This is a genomic window from Moorena sp. SIO1G6 (genome assembly GCF_010672795.1).
Taxonomy (GTDB): domain Bacteria; phylum Cyanobacteriota; class Cyanobacteriia; order Cyanobacteriales; family Coleofasciculaceae; genus Moorena; species Moorena producens.
In genome coordinates this window covers 13,562-35,761 of sequence record NZ_JAAHFZ010000053.1, presented here as the reverse complement: position 1 = coordinate 35,761, position 22,200 = coordinate 13,562, and the positions used below count along the sequence as shown (strand labels likewise).

The window sequence follows — 22,200 nt, the reverse complement described above, 5'->3', positions numbered from 1 at the left end:
ACCCATGGATGCCTGGAAGTTATGAAAAAGCACAACTATCAAGTTGGCGGGAGTTTACCCCCTGATACCCCCTGCTATGTGCGTCGTAAAGCAGATCAGGATTTGTATCAGGCTCTGGTAGCCGGTGAGTTTTGCTATGTCCTTACCTCCAGGCAAATGGGTAAGTCTTCTTTGAGGGTGCAAACTACTCACCGATTACAAGGAATAGGCATCCACTGTGGAATCGTTGATTTGACGGAAATTGGTACCCAAGATTTGACAGCAGACCAGTGGTATGCTAGTATATTACGCTGTCTGGTGAGCAGCTTCAACCTCCAGGTCAATTTACGCGCTTGGTGGCGCTCACGCTCTGATCTATCCCCAGTCAAGCGTCTGAGTGATTTTATTGAGGAGGTGCTACTGGCAGAGGTTGAGGGAAATTTGGTGATCTTTATTGATGAAATCGATAGCATTCTGGGTTTATCGTTTCCGATTGAAGATTTTTTTGCCCTGATCCGAGCCTGCTACAACAAGCGCACAGAAAACCAAGCCTACCAACGCCTCAGTTTTGTCTTGTTAGGGGTAGCCACTCCCTCGGATTTGATCGTAGATAAGCAACGCACTCCGTTTAATATCGGACGGGGGATTGAGTTATGTGGATTTACTCTGGAAGAAGCCAAACCCCTAGGGCTAGGATTTAACGGAATGGTTAGCAATCCCAAAGCCTTACTTAGGGAAATCTTGGGGTTTACGGGAGGACAGCCTTTACTGACTCAAAAGCTATGTCAGCTGATTCTAGAGGATATAGAGAATGGTACTGTCAATGGCAAATCCCTTGAGTCTCTTGTGGATAGGCGGATTATCGACAACTGGGAAGTCCAAGATGAACCAGAGCATCTCAGGACCATACGCGATCGCATTCTCAGTAATGAGCAACGGGCTGGGCGGTTATTAGGACTTTATCAGCAAATTCTGCAACAGGGAGCAGTAGCAGCAGATGACAGTTGGGAACAAATGGAATTGCTACTGTCGGGATTAGTGGTCAAGACTGAGGGCAAGGTTAAGGTCCGCAACCCCATTTATGCTGCTGTTTTCAACTGTGATTGGGTCAGCAAGCAACTATCAAATCTTCGTCCCTATGCTACAAGTCTAAGAGCTTGGTTCAATGGTGATTGTCAGGATGAATCGAGACTATTGCCTGGTCAAGCCTTACTCGATGCCCTAGCTTGGGCAGATGCCCGTAGCCATCAAGGCTTGGAACAAACTGCAACAGTTAGCTGGGGCAAAGGCAAATACCCAGACTCAAGTTGAGAAAGTTGAGAAAATGCTCTGGCGAATCATTAGACCTTCTAGCAGCGATGCAGAGGTCCTTTTTGCTGCATTGCTTGCCTGTTCCTTGAGGAGTAGGATTTACCCCGTCTCTTACTGGCTGGGATTTCACCGAAAAGCGCAAAAAATCAACGTAACCAACCTTGTTCTTACTTACTATTCTAGTTTAACACGATAGCCGGGATAAATCCCGGTACGCTGGCCTTTGGCCACGCTACGCGAACGCCGCCCACTGAATAAATTAAGTGGCTAACTCTCGCTTGATGTTTTTGTGTTTATTATAGCACAAATTTTCAATGATACGCAACATTTTCAGTCCCCAATTCCCCTCCCGCGCTTGTCTTACTGGCAGTGCCAGACGCTGCGCGAACGACTATAACGGGAGTCCCCTTGGGGAAGAATGATGGTACCTTGCTCACTACCCTCACCGCACATCAGGATGAGGTAGAGGGCATCGCCTTCAGCCAAGATGGGGAAATTCTAGCTTCTGCCAGTGCTGATAGTATAGCAGTCGCCAGGGCAGTTAGGACATCGACATTAGTCTCACACCCTTTGTAAGCGATGCAGAGGTGCGACCCGTGGCGAATTTAATTCGCCAACGGAAAGCGCACCATTACGGTCTTGGGGGTTTCCCCCATGAGCGACTGCATCAAGAAGCGCAAGAGTTTGACTTCTGACAAATGACTTCTGACAAATGACTTCTGCTATAACGTGATTTTGTGGAATGTGGATCAAGTCCTGGATCTTGATCAAGTCCTAACCTATAGTTGTGATTGGCTCCAGGATTATTTGAGCACAAATGCTGAGCTAGAAAAACGCGATCGCACTCTTTGTGATCGGATTAAGCACTTGAAAAGGGAGTAGGGAGCGGGGAGTAGTCGTCAAGAGATCCAAAGAGTGTTTGATATTATGATAAATCAGCAAAATTGTTCATGATATAATTATCAATTATATAGATAATTAAAATTAGATAATTTCAGGATAATTACCCTTAATAAAAATCTCCCCATCTCCCTATATCCCTATCTTCCCATCCCCCCACACTCCCGACTCCCTATCTTAATAATGAACAAAATTCCCATCCTCCAACCTGGTAAATCTTATACCTTTAGAAGTTATTTTGATATGGTCGTTGAGCCAGAAGACATTTTGGCGGAATTTGGCTATACCTTGAAGCGAAGCTCTTTGACTTTAGAAAAGTCTACGACAAAACTAGACCGACTCCCTAGTCTCAAATCTAGAATTGAAGAAAGCTTACCCTATGTTAGTTTAACCAGTGAAACAGCTCGACGGGAATTACTAATCGCTCCGATCTTGCTTGATTTAGTCCACTATACTCAAGCTCAGCTAAGAATCGAATATCCCCTAACTGTTACAGAATACTTGAAAGGTTATTTAGACTATTATCTTTATACCGATAGTAAATTGCTGGTAATAGAAGCAAAAAATGCTAATATCCAAAGAGGCTTTACCCAACTTGCTGTAGAACTGATTGCTCTCGATCTATGGAGTGACGCTGACCAATTGATTTTACAGGGTGCTGTTTCTACAGGGGATATCTGGCAATTTGGGCTTTTGCACCGAGAGCATAAACAAGTTACTCAAGACCTGAATCTTTACCGTGTTCCAGCTGATTTAGAAGAATTGTTCCGAATTTTGGTAGCTGTTCTTGGGTAAGCGATCAGCGATCAGCGATCAGCGATCAGCTATTAGCTATCAGCTATTAGCTATCAGCTTTGAGTCTGTGGCTGACGGCATCTCAAGTAGCGTGAGCTAAAAGCTCACGGCTGACGGCTGATCGCTGTTCGCGTAGCGTGAGCTAAAAGCTCACGGCTGAATGCTTACGGGAGCAGGGGAGCAGGGGGAGAAAGATTTTGTCTGGATATCGTAAGTGTGGGCAATTATCCGGATTTGATATAAATTAAGATATTTTTAAATATCAACAATCAATTATTTTTAATACTTATTTTTTTTTTGTAAAAACTGGATTAAATTAGCATAAAAAAAATTTTTAATAAAATATTTCCTAGATACAAGTTATCTGGCATGGTGAAAAAATCATAATAGCTGAGGGATATATAGCCTTGATAAAGCTATCATCAAAACCAATGCTTATTTAGAATAAAATCAAAAAAATATGGCATATTTTGACTACTGTTCCCTGTTCCCTGTTCCCTGTTCCCTGTTCCCTATTTCCTTGTTATATTAATCCTATGTTTACATCTCAAATAAAAATGCTATACAATATTGATGGTATGCAATTTTACTAATTACAAACGTGGCTATTTTAACAGAATCTGAACCATTTACCCTAATACAGCACCCAATAAAAAAAGAAAGAGAATTAGCATCTCCTGTGCTAAAATGGGCAGGTGGCAAAACGCAGCTTCTGCCACAACTTCGAGAGAGATACTCACCAAAGCTACGCAAGGGAAGTCTGACGACTTATATCGAGCCCTTCGTGGGAGGAGGTGCAGTTTTTTTCGATATTGTCAACAGTTTCGATATCCAGAAAGCTTATCTATTCGATACCAATCCTGAGCTGATTATCCTTTATAAGGTTATCCAACAGGATGTTGAATCACTGATCAAAGAACTGTTAAAGCTTAGTAATACATACCTACCCAAAGATGATCAACGTCGGAAAGCATTATACTACGAATACCGCAAAAAATATAACACCTTTAATAAACAAATAGATGCTAACTCTTACGCTCGGAATTGGAGCAAGCGAGCTGCCATAACGGTTTTTCTGAATAAAACTTGCTTTAACGGTCTGTATCGGGTCAATAGCAAAGGAGAATTTAATGTGCCAGTGGGACGATACAAAAATCCTAAAATTCTGAATGCCAATAATCTGCGAGCTGTCTCCAAGCTATTCGAAATTGCTCAAATAGAACAAAGGGACTTTAGTCAAGCCCTGGAATATGCTGATCATAGCACCTTTATTTACTATGATCCTCCCTATCGTCCCATCAGCAAAACTTCAAATTTTAATTCCTATCATTCCCTGGAATTTGATGATAATGAGCAGCGTCGTTTACGGGATGTGTTTGTGAAAGCTGATCAGGCAGGAGCCCATCAAATGCTCAGCAATTCTGATCCAACTAACTATGTTAATGATTTGTTTTTCGATGAGTTATATCAAGGGTTTACTATTGAGCGAATATTGGCATCCCGTAGAATAAACTCAAAAGGAAATAGCAGAGGATACATTAGAGAAATTCTGGTTAATAACTATTAAAGTGACATTTAAACTAATCTGAAAAGGGAGCATTTCAATCATGTAACTATAGGAGTAATTATAAGAAGGTAGAGGGGGGATACGGGGAATGATTTTACCATTGGTTCTTTTTATTTAAAAAGGACAAAGGATATAGTACACAGGACAAATCCGATGAAATTTAATTCTGTATTTAGGGAAAATCTTGGCTGTAATGACTCTGATAGCGTATTCGAGTATGTGATGGCAACCCTGAAACCCTCTATTTTGAAATGGGATTATTTCGTAAATTGGAATAAGGTTGGGAAAAATGTTAGAGATATTGAGATTAGTCTCAATCTTTTGAACTATCTTGTGGGCAAGGATAATGTTGAAGAAGAAGCAAGAGTGTTATTCAGAGAACATCCAAAGCTAATCTCTATCATTCCAGCCTTGCTAGCTTGTCGTGAGCATAAGTTTCAGATTTTAACCGACTATCAATCAGGAAAATTTAACTATGATAATTTCAGTTTTAAAAAGAAAGAAAATTTAACAGAAGAAGATATTGATCAAGCTATTGTTTTTCTAAAGGAGTTAGGTTTCCTAGAGCAAATCACCTCAAGACGTATCAAGTCCCTAACAGATTACTTTATCGGTGTCGAGGTCGGTCTAGATACAAATGCTCGCAAAAACCGGGGCGGTAAAGCTATGGAAGACATCGTCGAGTACTTTGTCAATTCTATCTGTACTCGTCATGGCTTTAAGTACATCCCGCAGGCTAAGTCAGATGGCATCAGATCAGAATTTGGTAAACACCTTACCATCAAGAAAGCGTCTAAAACGATTGATTTTGCAATTAATACTCCTAATAAACTCGTTTTAATCGAAACCAACTTTTATAAAGGTGGTGGCTCTAAACTAAAATCGACAGCTGGTGAGTACAGTGAGATATTCTTACAGTGGAAACAAGATGGTCACGAATTTATCTGGATTACCGATGGTGTTGGTTGGCAAACAGCTAAAGGACCTCTTCGCGATACCTTTGATAAAATTGATTACATTCTCAACCTAGATATGGTTGAAAAAGGTGTCCTAGAGGCTTTGATATTAGACCAAGAATTCTCTTGATTTATCAGGGGTTGCCTTACATTAGCTTACAGCATTCATCTGATAGCTTAATGCTGTCGATTTCCCTGAAAATTACTATCATTTTTTTAATTATTTATTAGTTTTATACGCCATGATTATCTTGGCTATTTCATAATCTTAATTAATTAAATAGGGTAAAAAAATGGTAATGTATAGGGTTTCTCATAGTTATGAGGTACACAGAATTTTTTCCCACTTTCGACTTTCCTCTTCTTTCTTCCCTGCTCCGAAGTCCCTGTTCCCTGCTCCGAAGTCCCTAAAACCCAGAACCCAAGTATCTCACTCAAGTGAAAATTGCTATACTTAAAAGTAAGGTGTAATTAACTGACCAGTCAAGGAATAGTGAAGCCATCGATTATGAACCGGCTAAACCCCAAGGAGGTACCAGTGGTCAAATGGTACAGTTCAAGATTGAACTCATTGAGCATAGCCCTTTTTCGGATTTTGGCTTCAATGCTTCAGCCGAACGAGGGACAAGGAACTGCACCAAAGACCAGGTGGTCTCAAGTGCCTTTACTCGACAGATGCTGCCGAGATCCCTCAGCCCCTCTCGGTTGAGCCATGGCATGGCAAAGGGATGTTGAACACTTTTCCAGCGGCAGGTTGTGTGATTTTTGAATAGGAAAAGAGCCCTATGGAACTCAAGCAAAGGGTGCAATTGAGCTGCGATCGGCAAAATTTCACAAAGTGCGATCGCTGTGTCCTGAATTTACTGCGTCCTCACCTGATGCAGGCCGAGGCGAATACCCCTGAATGCAGCCAAATTCAGCAAATAGTGACACAGTTTAAGCAAGCGTTGGATCACGGGTGTGTGATCAGTTTGGCCAGGGACGGGCAGGTGCAGTTGATGACGGAACAGGCAAAGCATCTACTAAGGCAGTATGCTTTACCCCATGACCCACAGGCATTACCAGACCCCTTACAACATTGGTTCAAGTATCAGATTTCGCAACTCACTTTCAACGGTGATAGACCGTCCCCCTGCTTACCCTTACACATAGAGCAAGCAGAACGACAGTTGATCATCCGTCTCATTCCTGATCTCCCCACAGAGCAATATCTGTTGCTGCTGGAGGAACAAGAACTGCCCTCGTTCTCCATTGCTGCTCTAGAATTGCTCGGACTGACCAAACGTGAGGCGGAGGTACTTTTCTGGATTGCCAAGGATAAAAGCAATGCCGGAATTGCTAGAGTACTCGGTTGCTGTGAAGGAACAGTGCGGAAACATTTGGAGAAGCTTTACAAAAAACTAGGTGTTCAAACCCGCATGGGTGCGGTGATGGTGGCTCTGGAAAAATTGGGGATACTCAAAGAGTCGTTTGTTGCAAAGTCGTCATAATCCTATACGCGGATCTTCGTATTGTTTCCAAGGCTGATTCTGAGGAAAAATAGAGTTAACTAGATCAGCAAGAAATCCTTCAGCAATTACTAGCTGCCATGCAGGAGGAAGCCGAAAGGGGGGTAGCAATCCAGGGCTGTTTCATTGTCAATTTTTCGGTTCACTGAACCTCCCGAGTGGCAGCAGTTTCGCTCCTGTTTTTCTATTATTAAACTCAATAGTAGAAAAAAACGGCGATTTGCGTGACCTTAAGGTGCTTTGAGCCCCTCAACCATGAATTTTATGGTCGAGAATGAAACAGCCCTGGGGTAGCAATCAAGGAGGAAAATTATGCCCTCAAGAACAACTGTAACAGCAACGGGCAACAATAACATTGATGGTTTGCTGAAAGGGGTTAAGTGGTCCTCTCGCTCACTGAGCTTTAGCTTCCCTAACAGCATCAATGACTATGAGTCCGGTTATCCAGACCGCGCCACTCATGGAGCTAGTTTCCAAACCCTAAACGCCACCCAGCGAGCTGTGGCTCGCGCATGGATCGGGCCAGGGGGAGAATTCTATAATGTCTCTTTACTCAGCCCGTTTGAACTGACCGGTGCCAATGACCGCAATGCCACCATTCGTATGGCCGAGTCTAACGTACCGCGCACCGCCTTCGCCTATTATCCTGCAAACACTGTCCAAGCAGGCGATGCATGGTTTAACAGAACCTCTTACAATAACCCGGTCATTGGCAGCTATGCTTATCGCTGCTTTGGCCATGAACTTGGTCATGCCTTGGGTCTGAAACACGGTCATCAGACTGGTGGTGTTAGTAATGTCGCTATGAACTCCGATCGCGACTCCATGGAGTTCTCGATTATGACCTACCGCTCCTATGTGGGGCATCCAGGCACGGGGGGATATACAAACGAGCGCTGGGGATATGCACAGTCGCTAATGATGTATGACATTGCAGCGATCCAACATATGTACGGTGCATGGTTTGGCTACAATGCTACCAACACCACTTATACATTCTCAACCACTACCGGGGAGATGTTTGTCAATGGTGTCGGGCAAGGCACACCTGGTGCTAACCGCATCTTCCGGACGATCTGGGATGGTAATGGGAATGATACCTACAACTTCTCTAACTACACCACTAATCTATCCATCGACCTGAGTCCAGGTGGTTGGTCTAACCTTGATACCAGCGGGGGGCACTTCCAGCAAGCCTATCTAGGCCGTGGTCATTATGCCCGTGGCCATGTCTTCAATGCCCTTCAATACCAGGGCGATAGCCGCTCGCTGATTGAGAATGCCTATGGTGGCTCAGGGAATGACCGCATCTATGGTAACAGCGCTAATAATCAGCTGCGGGGAAATTCTGGAAATGACACCCTCTACGGCTATGGGGGCAATGATACCCTTGATGGTGGGAATGGTGATGACTTGCTCTATCTCGGTGATGGTAACGATTACGTTAATATTACCTCCTTGGGCAACGACACTTTTTACGGCGGCAATGGTAATGACTCCATTTACGGGTATACTGGCAACGAACGCTACTACGGCGATGCTGGCAATGACACCCTAAAAGGATATTCCGGTGACGATACAATTATTGGAGGTGCAAACAGTGACATACTGCTTGGCGGGTCAGGGGATGATGTCTTAACAGGTTCGAATCCTAGTGTCTTCTATTCTGGTATGGGTGAATTTGATAATCTGACTGGTAATGCCGGAGCAGATATCTTTGTCTTGGGTGACTCCTATGAGGCTTACTATCGAGGTCTTGGTAGTGCTAACATTCTTGACTTCAACTCGAATGAAGGCGATCGCATCAGAGTCTTTGGCAGTGCCAGTAGCTACTCTCTGTCTTATAGTGGTACTGGCCTCTTAGACACTACCATCAGTTACCAAGGTGATGCCATCGGTATCGTCCATGATACGACCAACGTGTCCATATCCCGTGATTTTATCTTCGTCTAGGGGTATGTGGTCGAGAAACTGGTGTCAGCTAACTTATCGAGTGGTAGACTAACCCCGTCGGGAGGTAGGAGTTTTGAGAAAGAATCGATGGTTTAAAAGCTATTATTTCATAGTTGTTTTTGGTGCTACAGCTTTTGGAGCTACTTTATTAGCTGTTTCAAAGCCGTTTTCTCAAGCAAGAGTTCCATACCTAAACCACGAAAAGCAAATGACTGGTCAACAAGGATTTCAGTCCAAGAGTGACAATGAGATAGTTCATTTTTATGCAGAAAAATTTAATTTTGAAGCCCATGTGGACTTTCCCTCTTCGGTCTTCACCAATCCAGATAACTATGCCGAGTCTATCACTCACGATAATAACGGGGCTTTCGATATTACTCTGATCAATCAGGGTAATACTATCAAATATCTGTTTCAGGTTTCCAGCATACCTGAACAGCAATGCCAATCAGACGCGACTAGAGCTTGTCTTCAGGGGGGAGCAAATGCACCAGCCAGAGGCAATGTTGCGGAGATTCAACTGTCGTTGCCAGGCAAGAAATTAATCCCAGGAACCTATAGGGTTCGACCAGGTGGAACAACACCCGTGGAAGAGGTGATAACTTACTCACGGCAATTATATTCAGACCCTTCTCATGGCCAGTTAGGATGCCAGACATGGGGAAAAGGTAAGCTGAAAGTTAAAAAGGCTGTTTATAATGCCAAGGGCAAGCTAGATTACCTCGAAGCAAGCTTGCTTCGAGTGTGCGAACAAACAGCACCTTTCGCAGCTATATTACCACAGGACAATCTGTTGCAGGTTGAAGCAGAAAACATACCAAAATACACATACCATGCTTCTTGGTCTTGTCAACTGAATAGCAAGTAGGTTGACAAAAATGTGATTTACTATTGGAAAGGTGAGAATAACAGCTATAGGAATGAAGAATTGAGAATTGAGAATTGAGAATTGAGAATTGAGAATTGAGAATTGGTAATTCTTCATTCTTCATTCTTCATTCTTCATTCTTCATTCTTCATTCTTCATTCTTCATTCTTCATTCTTCATTCTTCATTCTTTATCAACATCGATTATATCTGGGGCATCTCGCTTTTGCAATTAGGCAAAATTGCTAATAAAATAACCAAAATTACCACACTTGCCCTTCTTTTTTACAATTATTGAGATGCACCCCATTAGACCGGGCGCTGCACCTCAAAAAACCAGCAATTCTAATGCCTCATTCCATTGTTAACGAACAAAGAGGAGAGCTCATGAAAGGTACAGTCATCAAAAATCTCAAACTGATCAAAGTTGTTGACGGTGACACCATCAAGATACTCTTGGATAATGAGCAAGAATCAATTCGGTTTGTTTGTCTTGACACAGAGGAAAGTCAGCGCGGTGGGAGTAAACCGATAACCAACGCTGGCATCCTGGCCTCAAAATGGGCGAAGGAGTATTTCGGGGCAAACGAGCAAGGGATACCCAATCAGGATGTATGGGTAGATCTTGAATTCGACACCAACGATCCGGTGGAGGTTTGCCTGGTCAAACATCGCGGCAATTATGGGCGATTGCTCTGTTATATCTACAAAGCCGGAGAGCAGGAGAATTTTAATGTGCGCATTGTGCGGGAAGGCTGGAGCCCTTATTTTGTAAAATATGGCTCGTCGCGCCTCTATCACCGCGAGTTTATGGAGGCGGAGGCGGAGGCTCAAGCCAAAGGGATAGGCATTTGGGATCCAGCCACCAATGCGGGTGGAAATCGCAGAGACTATACCACGCTGATTCCTTGGTGGCATCTACGAAACCAGGTGGTACAAGACTACCGTTACGCAGGCAGTCAAACTGGGGTGCTATCGGTGCGTCTAAACTACGATCAGATCGTAGCAGCGGCTAAAGCTGGCAACAAAATGACGGTATTGTGTGACCTGCAAGGAGGGATTAATAAATGGCCTGGTAATGGTGCTCTGATCTACGCTGGGTCAAAATTTCACCGGTTTAATCTTTGGATTCCGGATCGGGATTCCGAAGCAGCTCAAACCATCTTGCGACTAATTGAAACCCGCTATGCCAAATCGGGTCGAGGCTATGTGTATGTGTCTGGAACTGCTAGTCTTTATCCTCCCAATCAGGATGGCAAGCCTCAAATCGTGATCACGGATGCTAAGCAACTAGCTGATTTCCCTCCTGGACAGTAACATTGCTAGTAAGCATTCAGGTATTAGCTAATGCGCTACTTCACAGGCTTCTAGCCTGTGCCACGCACGCTACGCGAACAGCTAATGCGCTACTTCACAGGCTTCTAGCCTGTGCCACGCACGCTACGCGAACGAGGTTTATTTTAAGGATTAGGCTGACAGCTGTTCGCGTAGGGTGAGCTAAAAGCTCACGGCTGAATGCTTAGATGTAATTTAAATTATCTAGCGTTTTTAATAGCTATTAAGTACACAAAATTTTTCCCTACTTCCTACTCCCTATTCCCTACTCCCTATTCCCTCTTGCCTATTGCCTCTTCACTTTAAATAGAATCCCCTCCTGCCTTTTTTGCTTCTTCTACCCAGCTATCAAACAACTCTTGACGATTTTCCACCCATTCTTTGGCATGGCGACGGATATCTTCTGGACTGCTCTCACCCTCTTTGATCTTTAGGCTTTCAACATTAATGTCCTCAGCCGGAATTTGAACCAGTTCAAACCAACGTTTGGCAACTGGGTTAGCTGCCAAAAATTTCTTGTTAGCAACAATGCGCTGGCGATCGACAGTAAATCCCAGATTTTTTCCGTCTACAGAGGTGTCTTTTTCAGTTAGACCTTTCTGGGATTCAGGAAGAGAAGTAAAGGGAACTTCTAACCAAATTATATCTTGATCGGGTTTTAATATTGTAGATATCCAGTGAGGTTGATAAGTATAGTACATAACGCTTTCCCCTTGCTTGTAGCGAGTCATAACATCGGCGAGTAGCACAATGTATTGTCCTCTAATGTGTTCAACGGTATCTTCTAGTCCGTAAGCTTTGAGGTGATGATCGATTACCACTTCGCAAAACCAACCAGGATTACAACCGATTAAATTAGCTTTCCCATTGCCGTCTGTATCAAATAGTTTTGCAATCTTTGGGTCTTTAAATTGTTGCAGGTTAGTAATGTTATATTTCTCAGCCGTTTTTTTATCGATCTGATAGCCTTGTACCCCATCAGGAGTAAGCACTCCAACTCGCTCTAACTTTTTGCTACCCCCAGCATTTTCAAAGAATTCTATATGTGATTTTTCATAGTTGATAGTACTATAATCTAGGTCGCCATTAGCGACAGACACATAAATAATAGGATAGTCAATTTCCTTCGGTTTGTCGATTTCATAACCAAGTTTTTCCAAACCAATATTGACTATCTCGGTTTGAAACTGTTCCTCGATCCAGTTACTATGGGCAGAACGAACTTTAGTTTTTTTTCCAGAGGAGGTTGACTCACAGGCAATTGAACCCATTAAGCAAGCGATCAGAGTCATTCCTAAGGTAAGTTGTCTCAATTGTCGTTTCATTAAATCCTCTCCCAGGGTTTTTATCACCAAGTCTTACCGTCAATCATAACTATAGCAGTTTTCAATGGGGTAGGGAGTAGGGAGGGTGGGGAGATGGGGAGATGGGGAGATGGGGAGATGGGGAGATTTTAAGTAAAGGTATTCTGACATGAGATAAACCAAAATACTATGTCCTAAACTCTACTTATATTCTTATATTTAGGTGTAATTTTACTTATCTAGCGTCTTTAATACCTATGAAGTACACAAAATTTTTTCCCTGCTCCCTGCTCTCTGCTCCCTGCTCCCTAATAAAGGAGCCTTAACCAGCATCAAACTGGAGATGAAACTCCACTGACCGAATTAGATTTGCAAAAACATGATATCCTATAGGAAAGGTCAGAAAAACAGTTATCTCACACCCATTATATATTCTGGCGCTGCACCTCAAACAACAAGCAATTCTAATCCCTCATTTCATGGTTGACCAACAAAGAGGAGAGCTAATGAAAGGTACAGTCATCAAAAATCTCAAACTGATCAAAGTTGTTGACGGTGACACAATCAAGATACTCTTGGATAATGAGCAAGAATCAATTCGGTTTGTTTGTCTTGACACAGAGGAAAGTCAGCGCGCTGGCAGTAAACCGATAACCAACGCTGGCATCCTGGCCTCAAAATGGGCGAAGGAGTATTTCGGGACAAACGAGCAAGGGATACCCAATCAGGATGTATGGGTGGATCTTGAATTCGACACCAACGATCCGGTGGAGGTTTGCCTGGTGAAACATCGGGGCAATTATGGGCGATTGCTCTGTTATATCTACAAAGCCGGAGAGCAGGAGAATTTTAATGTGCGCATTGTGCGGGAAGGCTGGAGCCCTTATTTTGTAAAATATGGCTCGTCGCGCCTCTATCACCGCGAGTTTATGGAGGCGGAGGCGGAGGCTCAAGCCAAAGGGATAGGCATTTGGGATCCAGCCACCAATGCGGGTGGAAATCGCAGAGACTATACCACGCTGATTCCTTGGTGGCATCTACGAAACCAGGTGGTACAAGACTACCGTTACGCAGGCAGTCAAACTGGGGTGCTATCGGTGCGTCTAAACTACGATCAGATCGTAGCAGCGGCTAAAGCTGGCAACAAAATGACGGTATTGTGTGACCTGCAAGGAGGGATTAATAAATGGCCTGGTAATGGTGCTCTGATCTACGCTGGGTCAAAATTTCACCGGTTTAATCTTTGGATTCCGGATCGGGATTCCGAAGCAGCTCAAACCATCTTGCGACTAATTGAAACCCGCTATGCCAAATCGGGTCGAGGCTATGTGTATGTGTCTGGAACTGCTAGTCTTTATCCTCCCAATCAGGATGGCAAGCCTCAAATCGTGATCACGGATGCTAAGCAACTAGCTGATTTCCCTCCTGGACAGTAACATTGCTAGTAAGCATTCAGGTATTAGCTAATGCGCTACTTCACAGGCTTCTAGCCTGTGCCACGCACGCTACGCGAACAGCTAATGCGCTACTTCACAGGCTTCTAGCCTGTGCCACGCACGCTACGCGAACGAGGTTTATTTTAAGGATTAGGCTGACAGCTGTTCGCGTAGGGTGAGCTAAAAGCTCACGGCTGAATGCTTAGATGTAATTTAAATTATCTAGCGTTTTTAATAGCTATTAAGTACACAAAATTTTTCCCTACTTCCTACTCCCTATTCCCTACTCCCTATTCCCTCTTGCCTATTGCCTCTTCACTTTAAATAGAATCCCCTCCTGCCTTTTTTGCTTCTTCTATCCAGTTATCAAACAACTCTTGATTCTTCTCAACCCACTCTTTAGCATGGCGACGGATATCTTCTGGACTGCTCTCACCCTCTTTGATCTTTAGGCTTTCAACGTTAATGTCCTCAACCGGAATTTGAACCAGTTCAAACCAACGTTTGGCAACTGGGTTAGCTGCCAAAAATTTCTTGTTAGCAACAATACGCTGACGATCGACAGTAAATCCCAGATTTTTTCCGTCTACAGAGGTGTCTTTTTCAGTTAGATCTTTCTGGGATTCAGGAAGAGAGGTAAAGGGAACTTCTAACCAAATTATATCTTGATCGGGTTTTAATATTGTAGATATCCAGTGAGGATTCTGAGCATAGTAAATAACGCTTTCCCCTTGTTTGTAGCGAGTCATAAGATCGGCGAGTAGCACAATGTATTGTCCTCTAGTGTGTTCAACGGTATCTTCTAATCCGTAAGCTTTGAGGTGATGATCGATTATCACTTCGCAAAACCAACCAGGATCACAACCGATTAAATTAGCTTTACCATTGCCGTCTGTATCAAATAGTTTCGCAATCTTTGGATCTTTAAATTGTTCCAGGTTAGTAATGTTATATTTCTCAGCCGTTTTTTTATCGATTTGATAGCCTTGTATCACATCAGGAGTAATAACTCCAACTCGCTCTATTTTTTTGGTACCCCCAGCATTTTTAAAGAATTCTAGATGTGATATTTCATAGTTGATAGTACTATAATCTAGGTCGCCATTAGCCACAGACACATAAATAACCGGATAGGTTATTTCTTTCGGTTCTTCGATTTCATAACCAAGTTTTTCCAGACCAATATTGACGATTTGGGTTTGAAACTGTTCCTCGACCCAGTTACTATGGGCAGAACGAACTTTAGTTTTTTTTACAGAGGAGGTTGACTCACAGGCAACTGACCCGAGCAACAAAGCGATCAGAGTCATTCCTAAGGTAAGTTGTCTCACTTGTCGTTTCATTAAATCCTCTCCCAGGGTTTTTATCACCAAGTCTTACCGTTAGTCATAACTATAGCAGTTTTTAATGGAGCTAGGGAGTAGGGAGTAGCAGGGTGGGGAGATGGGGAGATGGGGAGATGGGGAGATGGGGAGATGGGGAGATGGGGAGATGGGGGAAATTTTAATTAAGGGTATCCTGACATGATATAAACCAAAATACTATGTAAGCATTCAGCCGTGAGCCTTAGCACAAAGCTGAATGCTGATAGCTGATAGCTAAATCCTTACAGAATAATTAATTTTTTTTTCGCTTGATTTAATATAAAAAAACTGATATGATGATATCATTGCCGCTCGTTACTTTTACAATAAAGTCTAGTATAACCGTCGATAATATATCCATTTATAGCGTTTTTAATAGTAAAAATCAATAATAAATATAGAGTCAATTTTTCCAACCACTACTCCCTACTGCCCACTCCCGACTCCCTATGAAAGATACAGAAACAACCCTGACTAAAACCCTTGCCATAATTCTCAACTATTTAGACGGTAATTTGGAACCGGATTCCAACGTCGTTAATTATCAAACCGCTAATGATCTTAAGGAAAAACTCGATTTAACCTTACCCGATGAGGGAGTCGCTTTAGAAGCGTTAATTCCTATAGTAGAATCTTACCTGAACTATAGCGTTAGAACCGGTAGCACTCAATTTTTTAATCTACTTTTTAGTGGGTCTAGTATTCCGGGAATCATAGCCGAGATGGTTACCAGTGCCACGAATACTACCATGCACACCTATGATGTCGCCCCCGTAGCCACCCTGATGGAAATAGAATTGATTAAAAAATTGACCAGTTTAGTGGGGTTTAATTCAGGTGAAGGGTTGATGGTAACTGGAGGAAGTAATGCTAATCTGATCGGCATGCTTTGTGGACGACATCAAGTTTTACCGGACGCTAAATTGCACGGATTGGGTCATCATCAGTTAGTCGCCTTTGTTTCCGATCAAGCTCATTATTCCTATTTAAAAGCTGCTAATTTGTTAGGGATTGGCATCAAAAATTTAGTCAAGGTTAAGTCTGGTGTTGATGGCAAAATGATTCCCGCAGCACTAGAAGCTGCCATTCAACAGAGCTTGTCAGAAGATAAAACACCGTTCTTTGTGGGTGCAACTGCGGGAACAACTGTTTTAGGAGCCTTCGATCCATTACCGACCCTTGCCGAAATTACTAGGAAATATGGCTTGTGGCTACACGTCGATGCGGCTTGGGGTGGGCCGGTTTTATTTAGTGAAAAACACCAGCATTTGTTAGCAGGAAGTGAGTTAGTTGATTCGTTTACTTGGGATGCTCATAAGTTAATGGGAGTTCCTTTAATTTGTTCCGCTATTTTAGTGAAACAAAAAGGACTATTGTCAGAAGCTTGCTCTGGGGGAGGTACGGATTATCTATTCCATGATGATGAAAATGATTTATATAATTTGGGAACTAAGTCGTTACAATGTGGTCGGAGAGTAGATGCCCTAAAACTATGGCTGTGTTGGAAATACTATGGTAAAAAAGGTTATGAGCAGCTGGTCAATCATTTATTTGACCTAGCTAATTATGCCACCGAGTATATCCGCCGTTGCGATAATTTAGAATTAATCGCTGAACCACAATTTTTGAATATTTGTTTCCGTTATATCCCCAAAGATAAACAGCTTGACGCTACTGGGTTAGACCAGCTGAATCTAGACATACGCAACCGATTATTTCATTCTGGAACAGCTTTTGTCAACTATGCTCATTATCAAGGTCTGGTTATGATTCGGTTAATCCTGGCTAACCCTGAACTGCAAAAAACTGATTTAGAAACGTTTTTCCATAATTTACTTAATGCTGGTAAACTAGTTGAAAGTGTTAAAGGATAGAAAAACTAATGAAGGATAGCAAAGACTTTTACGAAGGGATGGGATTAAAGTTTATGGATCCTCAAAATCAGACGGAAGGAATCAGGGAGTATATGGAGTTAGAGGATGACTTTATACTGAAAACCTTTGAAGGAGTGGATAGTGTTCTGGATGTAGGATGTGGTGAGGGACGTTATGTTCGTAAGCTTGCCCCTATTGTAGGAAAGATTACAGGAATTGATTTTTCAGAACAGCTTGTAGCCTTAGCTAAAGACTCCACTTCTACCTTTAATAATGTCACCATTTTAGCCGGAAGAGCAGAACATTTAACAACTCTGGTTCAAGAAACGTTTACTTACGGATTATTGGCATGGAATACCATTGGAAATATTCCTCAACAACTTCATCAAGCTATTTTCGATAACCTGGCAAAAGTAGTAGATAAAAAGGTATTTATATCTACGTTTAAATCTAACCAAGAAGTCATGGATGAGCGCTTACGCTATTATGATAAAACAGGTTTTAAGGTAGAAAGTATCGATGGCAATCAAGTGATTTTAGAAGGGGGATTGCATCATGCTAATGCTTATCCTTTCAGCTATTTCCAGGAGTTGCTTGAATCAGCAGGATTTTCTATGGAAACTCATGATTTGGGCTGGGTTGGTGTGATGATTGAAGGAACTAAAAAATAACTTAACTGGTCAGCTAATGCGCGAAGCGCACGCTGCGCGAACAGCTATCAGCTGTCAGCGGTCAGCTAATCAACGGGAAGTAGTAAACAAGCTGGGGAGTGCTAGTACGGCTGGTTGAAAATCCCTGCTCGTTTTATTCATCCGACCCCGTGTAGTTAAAGCACCTGCTAGCTGAACGCGATCGCGTGCGCGTAGCGCATTAGCTGATAGCTGATAGCTGACGGCACTTCAAGTAGCGTGCGCGTAGCGCATTAGCTTACATCTCAACAATCACAACAGGGGTTTAAAGTTCAGATTTAAGATAATCTAGATTAGACCAGCTTAATCTAGACATACGCAACCGATTATCTCATTCTGGCACAGCTTTTGTCAACTATGCTTATTATCAAGGTCAGGTGATGATTCGGTTAATGCTGGCTAACCCTGAACTGCAAAAAGCCGATCTAGAAAAGTTTTTGCATAATTTCATTCATGCTGGTAAACTCTTCATGCTGGTACACTAGGTGAAGCTGTTAAAGGATAGAAGACATCATGAAAGATAGCAAAGACTTTTACGAAGGGATCGGATTGACTTTGCTCGATCCTCAAAATGAGACGGAAGGAGTCAGGGAGTATCAGAAGTTAGAAGAAGAATTTATCAAGAGAACCTTTGAAGGGGTGGATAGTGTTCTGGAGGTAGGATGTGGTGAGGGACGTTATCTTCGTCATCTTGCCCCCCTTGTCGGCAAGATCACAGGAATTGATTTTGCCGAACAACTGGTAAACATAGCTAAAGAATCAACTGCAACTTTTGATAATGTAAAAGTCATTCTCGGAAGAGCGGAACATTTACCTACTCTGGTTCAAGAAAGGTTTACTCATGCTTTACTGGGATGGAATACCATCGGCAATATTCCTCAAGAAGTTCATGAAATTATTTTCGATAATCTCGAAAAATTAGTAGACAAAAAGATATTTATTTCGACTTTTAAATGTGCTCAAGAAGTCATGGATGAGCGCTTACGCTTTTATGCTAAAACCGGTTTAAAAGTAGAAAGGATCAATGGCAATCAAGTGATTTTAGAACGGGGTTCCCATTTTCCTAATGCTTATCCTTTCAGCTATTTTCAGGAATTGCTTGAATCAGTAGGATTTTCTATGGAAACTCATGATTTGGGCTTTGTTGGTGTGATGATCGAAGGAACTAAAAAATAACTTGACTGAATGATATTTTCCCCACCTTGAGGAAAATATCAACAATCACAACAGGGCTTTAAAGGTCAGATTTAAGGTCATAGGCATATACCGTAGCCTCCCCATGGGAAGCACGCCCCGCAATCGCTCCATTGATTAGCTCCTTTGCAGAGCCATCCCCTAGCACCGCTTCGACCTGAGCCACAAACTGGCTCATTTCAGCAGGTGTCAGCAACGCAAATGCCACATCTGTTGACCGCCAACCAGGGTCGAGGCTAAGCCTCACCATCTGTTCATCCTGGGCTTCAATCCAGTGGGATTCCGCTGGGGTTACATTACCAGTCATGGTGAACCCCATTTTCTCCATCAGCGATGTGAACCAAAGACCCTCGGTCAGGGACCAGACAGAATCCAGACGCTCCCACGCTGATTCTGGAAATAGGTTAAAATGCCAGTAAGCTTTACGACGCTGCTCTCGGCTAGTCGTGACAATTACAAGTCGTCCACTAGGTTTCAGCACTCGTTTGGCTTCCCCGATCGCCTGCTCACATTGCTCCGTTAAAGATGCTGAATGGACGTCTTCCCCTCCAAGGTGGTGTAGCACTTGGGCCAACAGCACTAGGTCAAAGGAACCGTCTTCAAAAGGAAGCTTGGTGACAGAACCCACCTCAAAGCTGGCATTGTCCAAGTCTTGACAATGTTCTTTGGCGATCGCAATCCGCGCGGAATCTGTGTCAATTCCCACAACTTTACTCGCCACCTCAGCAAGGTATCGTGCGTGCTGCCCTGTGCCGCAGCCAGCGTCTAACACCATATCTCCTGGCCGGACAAATCCCAAGATCTCTTTTACCCCAAAGGGGCTGCGTGCTTGGTTGTATTGGGCCGCTGACTGGTCTGAATTGTTGTCGCCGTAACCAGCCTGATTGTCATCTTGCTTCAGGTAGTGCTCGATATTATATGGTTTCCTTGGCATCCCCTGTTTCCCCTACATAACGCTCTGTCCGCAGATCGGGGTCGTGGGCCACCACCCGGTGCATTCGGCGCAGGCCAAGGTAGTCTGCCCTAGCCAGGTGCTGCACTCCAAAGTTGTCCCAGATCACCACATCCCCCTTAGTCCAGGAATGGCAAAGAACCTGGTCTGGACGGTTGGCTTGCTCAAAGACGCGGTTCAAAAGTTCCGTACTCTCCTCTTCCGACATTCCTACCAAGGACACCGTGAAATTTGAGTTCAGATAGAGCAGTGGCACACCTGTGTCGGGATGCTTAATCACTGCCGGATGAATAGCCTGCACGTCATTAGTCACATCATCCGGTCGGTTGACCCGGGCATAACCCTTCTGGAGAGAGTGGAGAGCGCTGATACCATGCAACTGCTCCCTTAGTTCTGGTGAGAGATTGCGGTACATTTGGTTAGCATTTTGGAAGCAGGTATTGCCACCACTGGGAGGCAGGATAAACCCACATAATACGCTGGCCCGGGATGGGTTCATTCGCCAACTCATATCTGAGTGGAATAGGAAGGAATCCGCTGGAATCCCCGTGTCACCCATGGTTTCCAGAATTTGCACCTTGCCAGTGCTGTCTTTGGGTGCGTTTACTGGGTGGTAGTTCTCGATCTTCCCGAAAAGCCCCGCCAACTTTAACAGACTTGCATCAGCTTGGATTGGTTGATCACCGAAACTGCCTCCGTCAGGAGGGATGATCACTACCCCATTTTCGTAGAGCAGCTCTCGAATGCGATCGCATTGTTCTGGGGAATTAAGATCAACGTTCGTCAGCTTCACCCCAAAGGGTTTGAGTTGATGGACTGCAAGAGTGGATAAGGTTTTCATGGATATTGAACTGTTTAACTGGTAAACCGTTATGATACACTGGTAATTCTCTGTTCCAGAATATCCGGCTCAATCTCTTCAGGTTTAAAAACTAAATCAGGTTTGAGGTAGTGTAACGGATAATCTTGGCGCATCCGTTTGTAGCCTGCACTAGTAATATTGAGCACAATGGTGTCCTTTTTCCCTATTTTACCCGCTTCAACTGCTTGAATTAAAGCACCAGTAGCAACACCGGCAGCAGGACTAACATCTATTCCTTCCAATTTTTCAAATAAAATTCTTGCTTTCTCTGATTCGTCATTAGTCACACCATACATTTCTCCCTCAGTATCAGCCAATGCTTCATAAAGTCCTCCTGCAAGAGAGTAAGCCGGGTTTCGGTTGGTAAGTACCTTTGCAGAAACCTGACTAATGGATTTTTTTGCTTCTATTTCGCTCAAAGCAGTAATGTCTCGACTACCTGCTTTCCAGGCATCGGTCATGGGGGTAAAAGGAATATTTTGACAGAGGTGAAGCTTGATTTTTTTGTTGCCAAATCTGCCATCTGCTAAAAATCTGAGATTGGCTTCGTAAGCTGAAATCCCACCAGTACCGGAACCCACAGCTTGGAAATAGTGATCAGGAATTTCCCCAATGGTTACTGTAGCATCCACAACGGTTAGCCCCATGCCATCCCGTCTGGCTACATTTTTAGCTCCTCCTTCCGGAAAGAAACCCTCTAATTCACTGATAATTTTTCCGATCCGAATGGCATCGGAGTAGTCACTATTCCCACCAACAGCAATCAGACGAACACAAGAATCAAACGGCTCCTTTGACCAGATGGCGGATAAATTTTGCTCTGGAATGACCAAGCAAAAGGGAATCTTCAGCTTAGAGCAAACCGTAGCAAACGCTCGGCCAGTATTTCCAGCTGAAGCAACGACTAGGGTTTTGGGGTTATCCTCTGGTATTCTAGCTAATATCGGGAAAGCTTCTAATTCTTTAAACGAACAAGTAGAAAGATCAGCATCTCGCTCTGGCCAGTAGCCATTGAAACAAATGAAAAGATGATCTAATCCGAGATGGTGAGCCAGATTTTTGCTTTGATAAGTAATCGGTTTACCTTCTGTCTCTAAGTATCGATCAACCGGTAGCCAATCGATATATCGGAATAAACCTGGGAGATTCTCTTTGACTTCTAGCTTTTCGTTAGGATAGACAGCACGCAGAAGGGATGGCTCATGTTCTTCGTCACAGCAAAGGCGGAAAGGGTCTGGTTCATAGTCTTTTCCACACAACGTGCAACGCAGGATATATTTGAGTTTAGACTTCATTGTGATTAGTCCTTGGCTACCGCAATATTATAACAGGTAGTTAAAAATAGTCCGATTTG

General features: G+C 43.4%; 20 protein-coding genes. 15 read left to right on the top strand and 5 right to left on the bottom strand.

Annotated features, from left to right (window positions below; translation table 11 throughout):
- The first annotated feature begins 21 nt into the window (after window positions 1-21).
- From F6K63_RS29530 to F6K63_RS29480, 11 genes are all read left to right on the top strand, one after another.
- Entirely contained in the window at window positions 22-1,290 is a 1,269-nt protein-coding gene (locus F6K63_RS29530) for an AAA-like domain-containing protein (RefSeq protein ID WP_353736804.1), read from the top strand.
- Window positions 1,291-1,659: 369 nt separating this feature from the next.
- Window positions 1,660-1,866: a WD40 repeat domain-containing protein gene (locus F6K63_RS29525; protein ID WP_008181742.1), complete on the top strand. Its 207-nt coding sequence runs from the start codon at window positions 1,660-1,662 to the stop codon at window positions 1,864-1,866.
- Window positions 1,867-2,019: 153 nt separating this feature from the next.
- On the top strand, window positions 2,020-2,172 hold the full coding sequence (locus tag F6K63_RS29520) for a hypothetical protein (protein WP_154659725.1): 153 nt from the start codon (window positions 2,020-2,022) through the stop codon (window positions 2,170-2,172).
- Window positions 2,173-2,373: 201 nt separating this feature from the next.
- Window positions 2,374-2,985: a hypothetical protein gene (locus F6K63_RS29515; protein WP_287313933.1), complete on the top strand. Its 612-nt coding sequence runs from the start codon at window positions 2,374-2,376 to the stop codon at window positions 2,983-2,985.
- 601 nt (window positions 2,986-3,586) lie between these two features.
- Window positions 3,587-4,552 (top strand): DNA adenine methylase, encoded by a 966-nt coding sequence (locus F6K63_RS29510; RefSeq protein ID WP_287313932.1) that lies wholly within the window; start codon window positions 3,587-3,589, stop codon window positions 4,550-4,552.
- A 153-nt stretch (window positions 4,553-4,705) separates the two neighbouring features.
- On the top strand, window positions 4,706-5,638 hold the full coding sequence (locus tag F6K63_RS29505) for a type II restriction endonuclease (protein WP_287313931.1): 933 nt from the start codon (window positions 4,706-4,708) through the stop codon (window positions 5,636-5,638).
- A 416-nt stretch (window positions 5,639-6,054) separates the two neighbouring features.
- The gene (locus F6K63_RS29500; protein ID WP_287313930.1) at window positions 6,055-6,243 is read left to right on the top strand and encodes a hypothetical protein; all 189 of its coding nucleotides are present in this window, start codon (window positions 6,055-6,057) and stop codon (window positions 6,241-6,243) included.
- Window positions 6,244-6,293: 50 nt separating this feature from the next.
- Window positions 6,294-6,998, top strand: coding sequence for a helix-turn-helix domain-containing protein (locus F6K63_RS29495; RefSeq protein ID WP_287313929.1), 705 nt, complete (start codon window positions 6,294-6,296; stop codon window positions 6,996-6,998).
- A 330-nt stretch (window positions 6,999-7,328) separates the two neighbouring features.
- A complete protein-coding gene (locus F6K63_RS29490; RefSeq protein ID WP_287313928.1) occupies window positions 7,329-8,969 on the top strand; it encodes a M10 family metallopeptidase in 1,641 nt (546 codons plus the stop codon).
- Window positions 8,970-9,177: 208 nt separating this feature from the next.
- A complete protein-coding gene (locus F6K63_RS29485; protein ID WP_287313927.1) occupies window positions 9,178-9,837 on the top strand; it encodes a hypothetical protein in 660 nt (219 codons plus the stop codon).
- A 386-nt stretch (window positions 9,838-10,223) separates the two neighbouring features.
- The gene (locus tag F6K63_RS29480; RefSeq protein WP_287313926.1) at window positions 10,224-11,153 is read left to right on the top strand and encodes a thermonuclease family protein; all 930 of its coding nucleotides are present in this window, start codon (window positions 10,224-10,226) and stop codon (window positions 11,151-11,153) included.
- A gap of 320 nt (window positions 11,154-11,473) precedes the next feature.
- On the opposite strand, the gene proX (F6K63_RS29475) is transcribed toward F6K63_RS29480, so the two are convergent.
- Window positions 11,474-12,496 carry a glycine betaine/L-proline ABC transporter substrate-binding protein ProX gene (gene proX, locus F6K63_RS29475; protein WP_287313925.1) on the bottom strand — a complete coding sequence of 341 codons (1,023 nt, stop codon included), beginning with the start codon at window positions 12,494-12,496 and terminating at the stop codon, window positions 11,474-11,476.
- A gap of 485 nt (window positions 12,497-12,981) precedes the next feature.
- Between proX (F6K63_RS29475) and F6K63_RS29470 the strand changes: the two genes are divergently transcribed.
- Window positions 12,982-13,911 carry a thermonuclease family protein gene (locus F6K63_RS29470; protein ID WP_287313924.1) on the top strand — a complete coding sequence of 310 codons (930 nt, stop codon included), beginning with the start codon at window positions 12,982-12,984 and terminating at the stop codon, window positions 13,909-13,911.
- Window positions 13,912-14,231: 320 nt separating this feature from the next.
- Here the strand turns inward: F6K63_RS29470 and proX (F6K63_RS29465) are convergent, their stop codons facing one another.
- Window positions 14,232-15,254 carry a glycine betaine/L-proline ABC transporter substrate-binding protein ProX gene (gene proX / locus F6K63_RS29465; protein ID WP_161603190.1) on the bottom strand — a complete coding sequence of 341 codons (1,023 nt, stop codon included), beginning with the start codon at window positions 15,252-15,254 and terminating at the stop codon, window positions 14,232-14,234.
- Window positions 15,255-15,724: 470 nt separating this feature from the next.
- Between proX (F6K63_RS29465) and F6K63_RS29460 the strand changes: the two genes are divergently transcribed.
- From F6K63_RS29460 to F6K63_RS29450, 3 genes are all read left to right on the top strand, one after another.
- Complete coding sequence (locus F6K63_RS29460) at window positions 15,725-17,149, top strand: pyridoxal phosphate-dependent decarboxylase family protein (RefSeq protein ID WP_287313923.1); 1,425 nt, start codon at window positions 15,725-15,727, stop codon at window positions 17,147-17,149.
- A gap of 8 nt (window positions 17,150-17,157) precedes the next feature.
- Window positions 17,158-17,820 carry a class I SAM-dependent methyltransferase gene (locus F6K63_RS29455; protein WP_287313922.1) on the top strand — a complete coding sequence of 221 codons (663 nt, stop codon included), beginning with the start codon at window positions 17,158-17,160 and terminating at the stop codon, window positions 17,818-17,820.
- Between the two features lie 531 nt (window positions 17,821-18,351).
- Window positions 18,352-19,014 carry a class I SAM-dependent methyltransferase gene (locus F6K63_RS29450; RefSeq protein ID WP_287254500.1) on the top strand — a complete coding sequence of 221 codons (663 nt, stop codon included), beginning with the start codon at window positions 18,352-18,354 and terminating at the stop codon, window positions 19,012-19,014.
- 58 nt (window positions 19,015-19,072) lie between these two features.
- Here the strand turns inward: F6K63_RS29450 and F6K63_RS29445 are convergent, their stop codons facing one another.
- Genes F6K63_RS29445 through F6K63_RS29435 form a run of 3 tightly spaced genes read right to left on the bottom strand, consistent with a single transcriptional unit; the run spans window position 19,073 to window position 22,141 of the window.
- Window positions 19,073-19,966: a class I SAM-dependent methyltransferase gene (locus F6K63_RS29445; protein WP_287313921.1), complete on the bottom strand. Its 894-nt coding sequence runs from the start codon at window positions 19,964-19,966 to the stop codon at window positions 19,073-19,075.
- Window positions 19,947-20,825: a TauD/TfdA dioxygenase family protein gene (locus tag F6K63_RS29440; protein WP_287313920.1), complete on the bottom strand. Its 879-nt coding sequence runs from the start codon at window positions 20,823-20,825 to the stop codon at window positions 19,947-19,949. Before F6K63_RS29440 ends, F6K63_RS29445 begins: the two co-directional genes overlap by 20 nt.
- Window positions 20,826-20,854: 29 nt before the next feature.
- Window positions 20,855-22,141 (bottom strand): cysteate synthase, encoded by a 1,287-nt coding sequence (locus F6K63_RS29435; RefSeq protein WP_008187905.1) that lies wholly within the window; start codon window positions 22,139-22,141, stop codon window positions 20,855-20,857.
- Window positions 22,142-22,200: the final 59 nt, after the last annotated feature.

Bases quoted from the DNA above. Each gene is read 5' to 3' on its own strand.
- F6K63_RS29515 (WP_287313933.1), top strand. From the start codon at position 2,374: ATGAACAAAATTCCCATCCTCCAACCTGGTAAATCTTATACCTTTAGA.
- F6K63_RS29435 (WP_008187905.1), bottom strand. From the start codon at position 22,141: ATGAAGTCTAAACTCAAATATATCCTGCGTTGCACGTTGTGTGGAAAA.
- F6K63_RS29470 (WP_287313924.1), top strand. From the start codon at position 12,982: ATGAAAGGTACAGTCATCAAAAATCTCAAACTGATCAAAGTTGTTGAC.
- F6K63_RS29505 (WP_287313931.1), top strand. From the start codon at position 4,706: ATGAAATTTAATTCTGTATTTAGGGAAAATCTTGGCTGTAATGACTCT.
- F6K63_RS29500 (WP_287313930.1), top strand. From the start codon at position 6,055: ATGGTACAGTTCAAGATTGAACTCATTGAGCATAGCCCTTTTTCGGAT.
- F6K63_RS29445 (WP_287313921.1), bottom strand. From the start codon at position 19,966: ATGCCAAGGAAACCATATAATATCGAGCACTACCTGAAGCAAGATGAC.
- proX (WP_161603190.1), bottom strand. From the start codon at position 15,254: ATGAAACGACAAGTGAGACAACTTACCTTAGGAATGACTCTGATCGCT.
- proX (WP_287313925.1), bottom strand. From the start codon at position 12,496: ATGAAACGACAATTGAGACAACTTACCTTAGGAATGACTCTGATCGCT.
- F6K63_RS29490 (WP_287313928.1), top strand. From the start codon at position 7,329: ATGCCCTCAAGAACAACTGTAACAGCAACGGGCAACAATAACATTGAT.
- F6K63_RS29480 (WP_287313926.1), top strand. From the start codon at position 10,224: ATGAAAGGTACAGTCATCAAAAATCTCAAACTGATCAAAGTTGTTGAC.
- F6K63_RS29485 (WP_287313927.1), top strand. From the start codon at position 9,178: ATGACTGGTCAACAAGGATTTCAGTCCAAGAGTGACAATGAGATAGTT.
- F6K63_RS29460 (WP_287313923.1), top strand. From the start codon at position 15,725: ATGAAAGATACAGAAACAACCCTGACTAAAACCCTTGCCATAATTCTC.
- F6K63_RS29450 (WP_287254500.1), top strand. From the start codon at position 18,352: ATGAAAGATAGCAAAGACTTTTACGAAGGGATCGGATTGACTTTGCTC.
- F6K63_RS29530 (WP_353736804.1), top strand. From the start codon at position 22: ATGAAAAAGCACAACTATCAAGTTGGCGGGAGTTTACCCCCTGATACC.
- F6K63_RS29440 (WP_287313920.1), bottom strand. From the start codon at position 20,825: ATGAAAACCTTATCCACTCTTGCAGTCCATCAACTCAAACCCTTTGGG.
- F6K63_RS29455 (WP_287313922.1), top strand. From the start codon at position 17,158: ATGAAGGATAGCAAAGACTTTTACGAAGGGATGGGATTAAAGTTTATG.
- F6K63_RS29495 (WP_287313929.1), top strand. From the start codon at position 6,294: ATGGAACTCAAGCAAAGGGTGCAATTGAGCTGCGATCGGCAAAATTTC.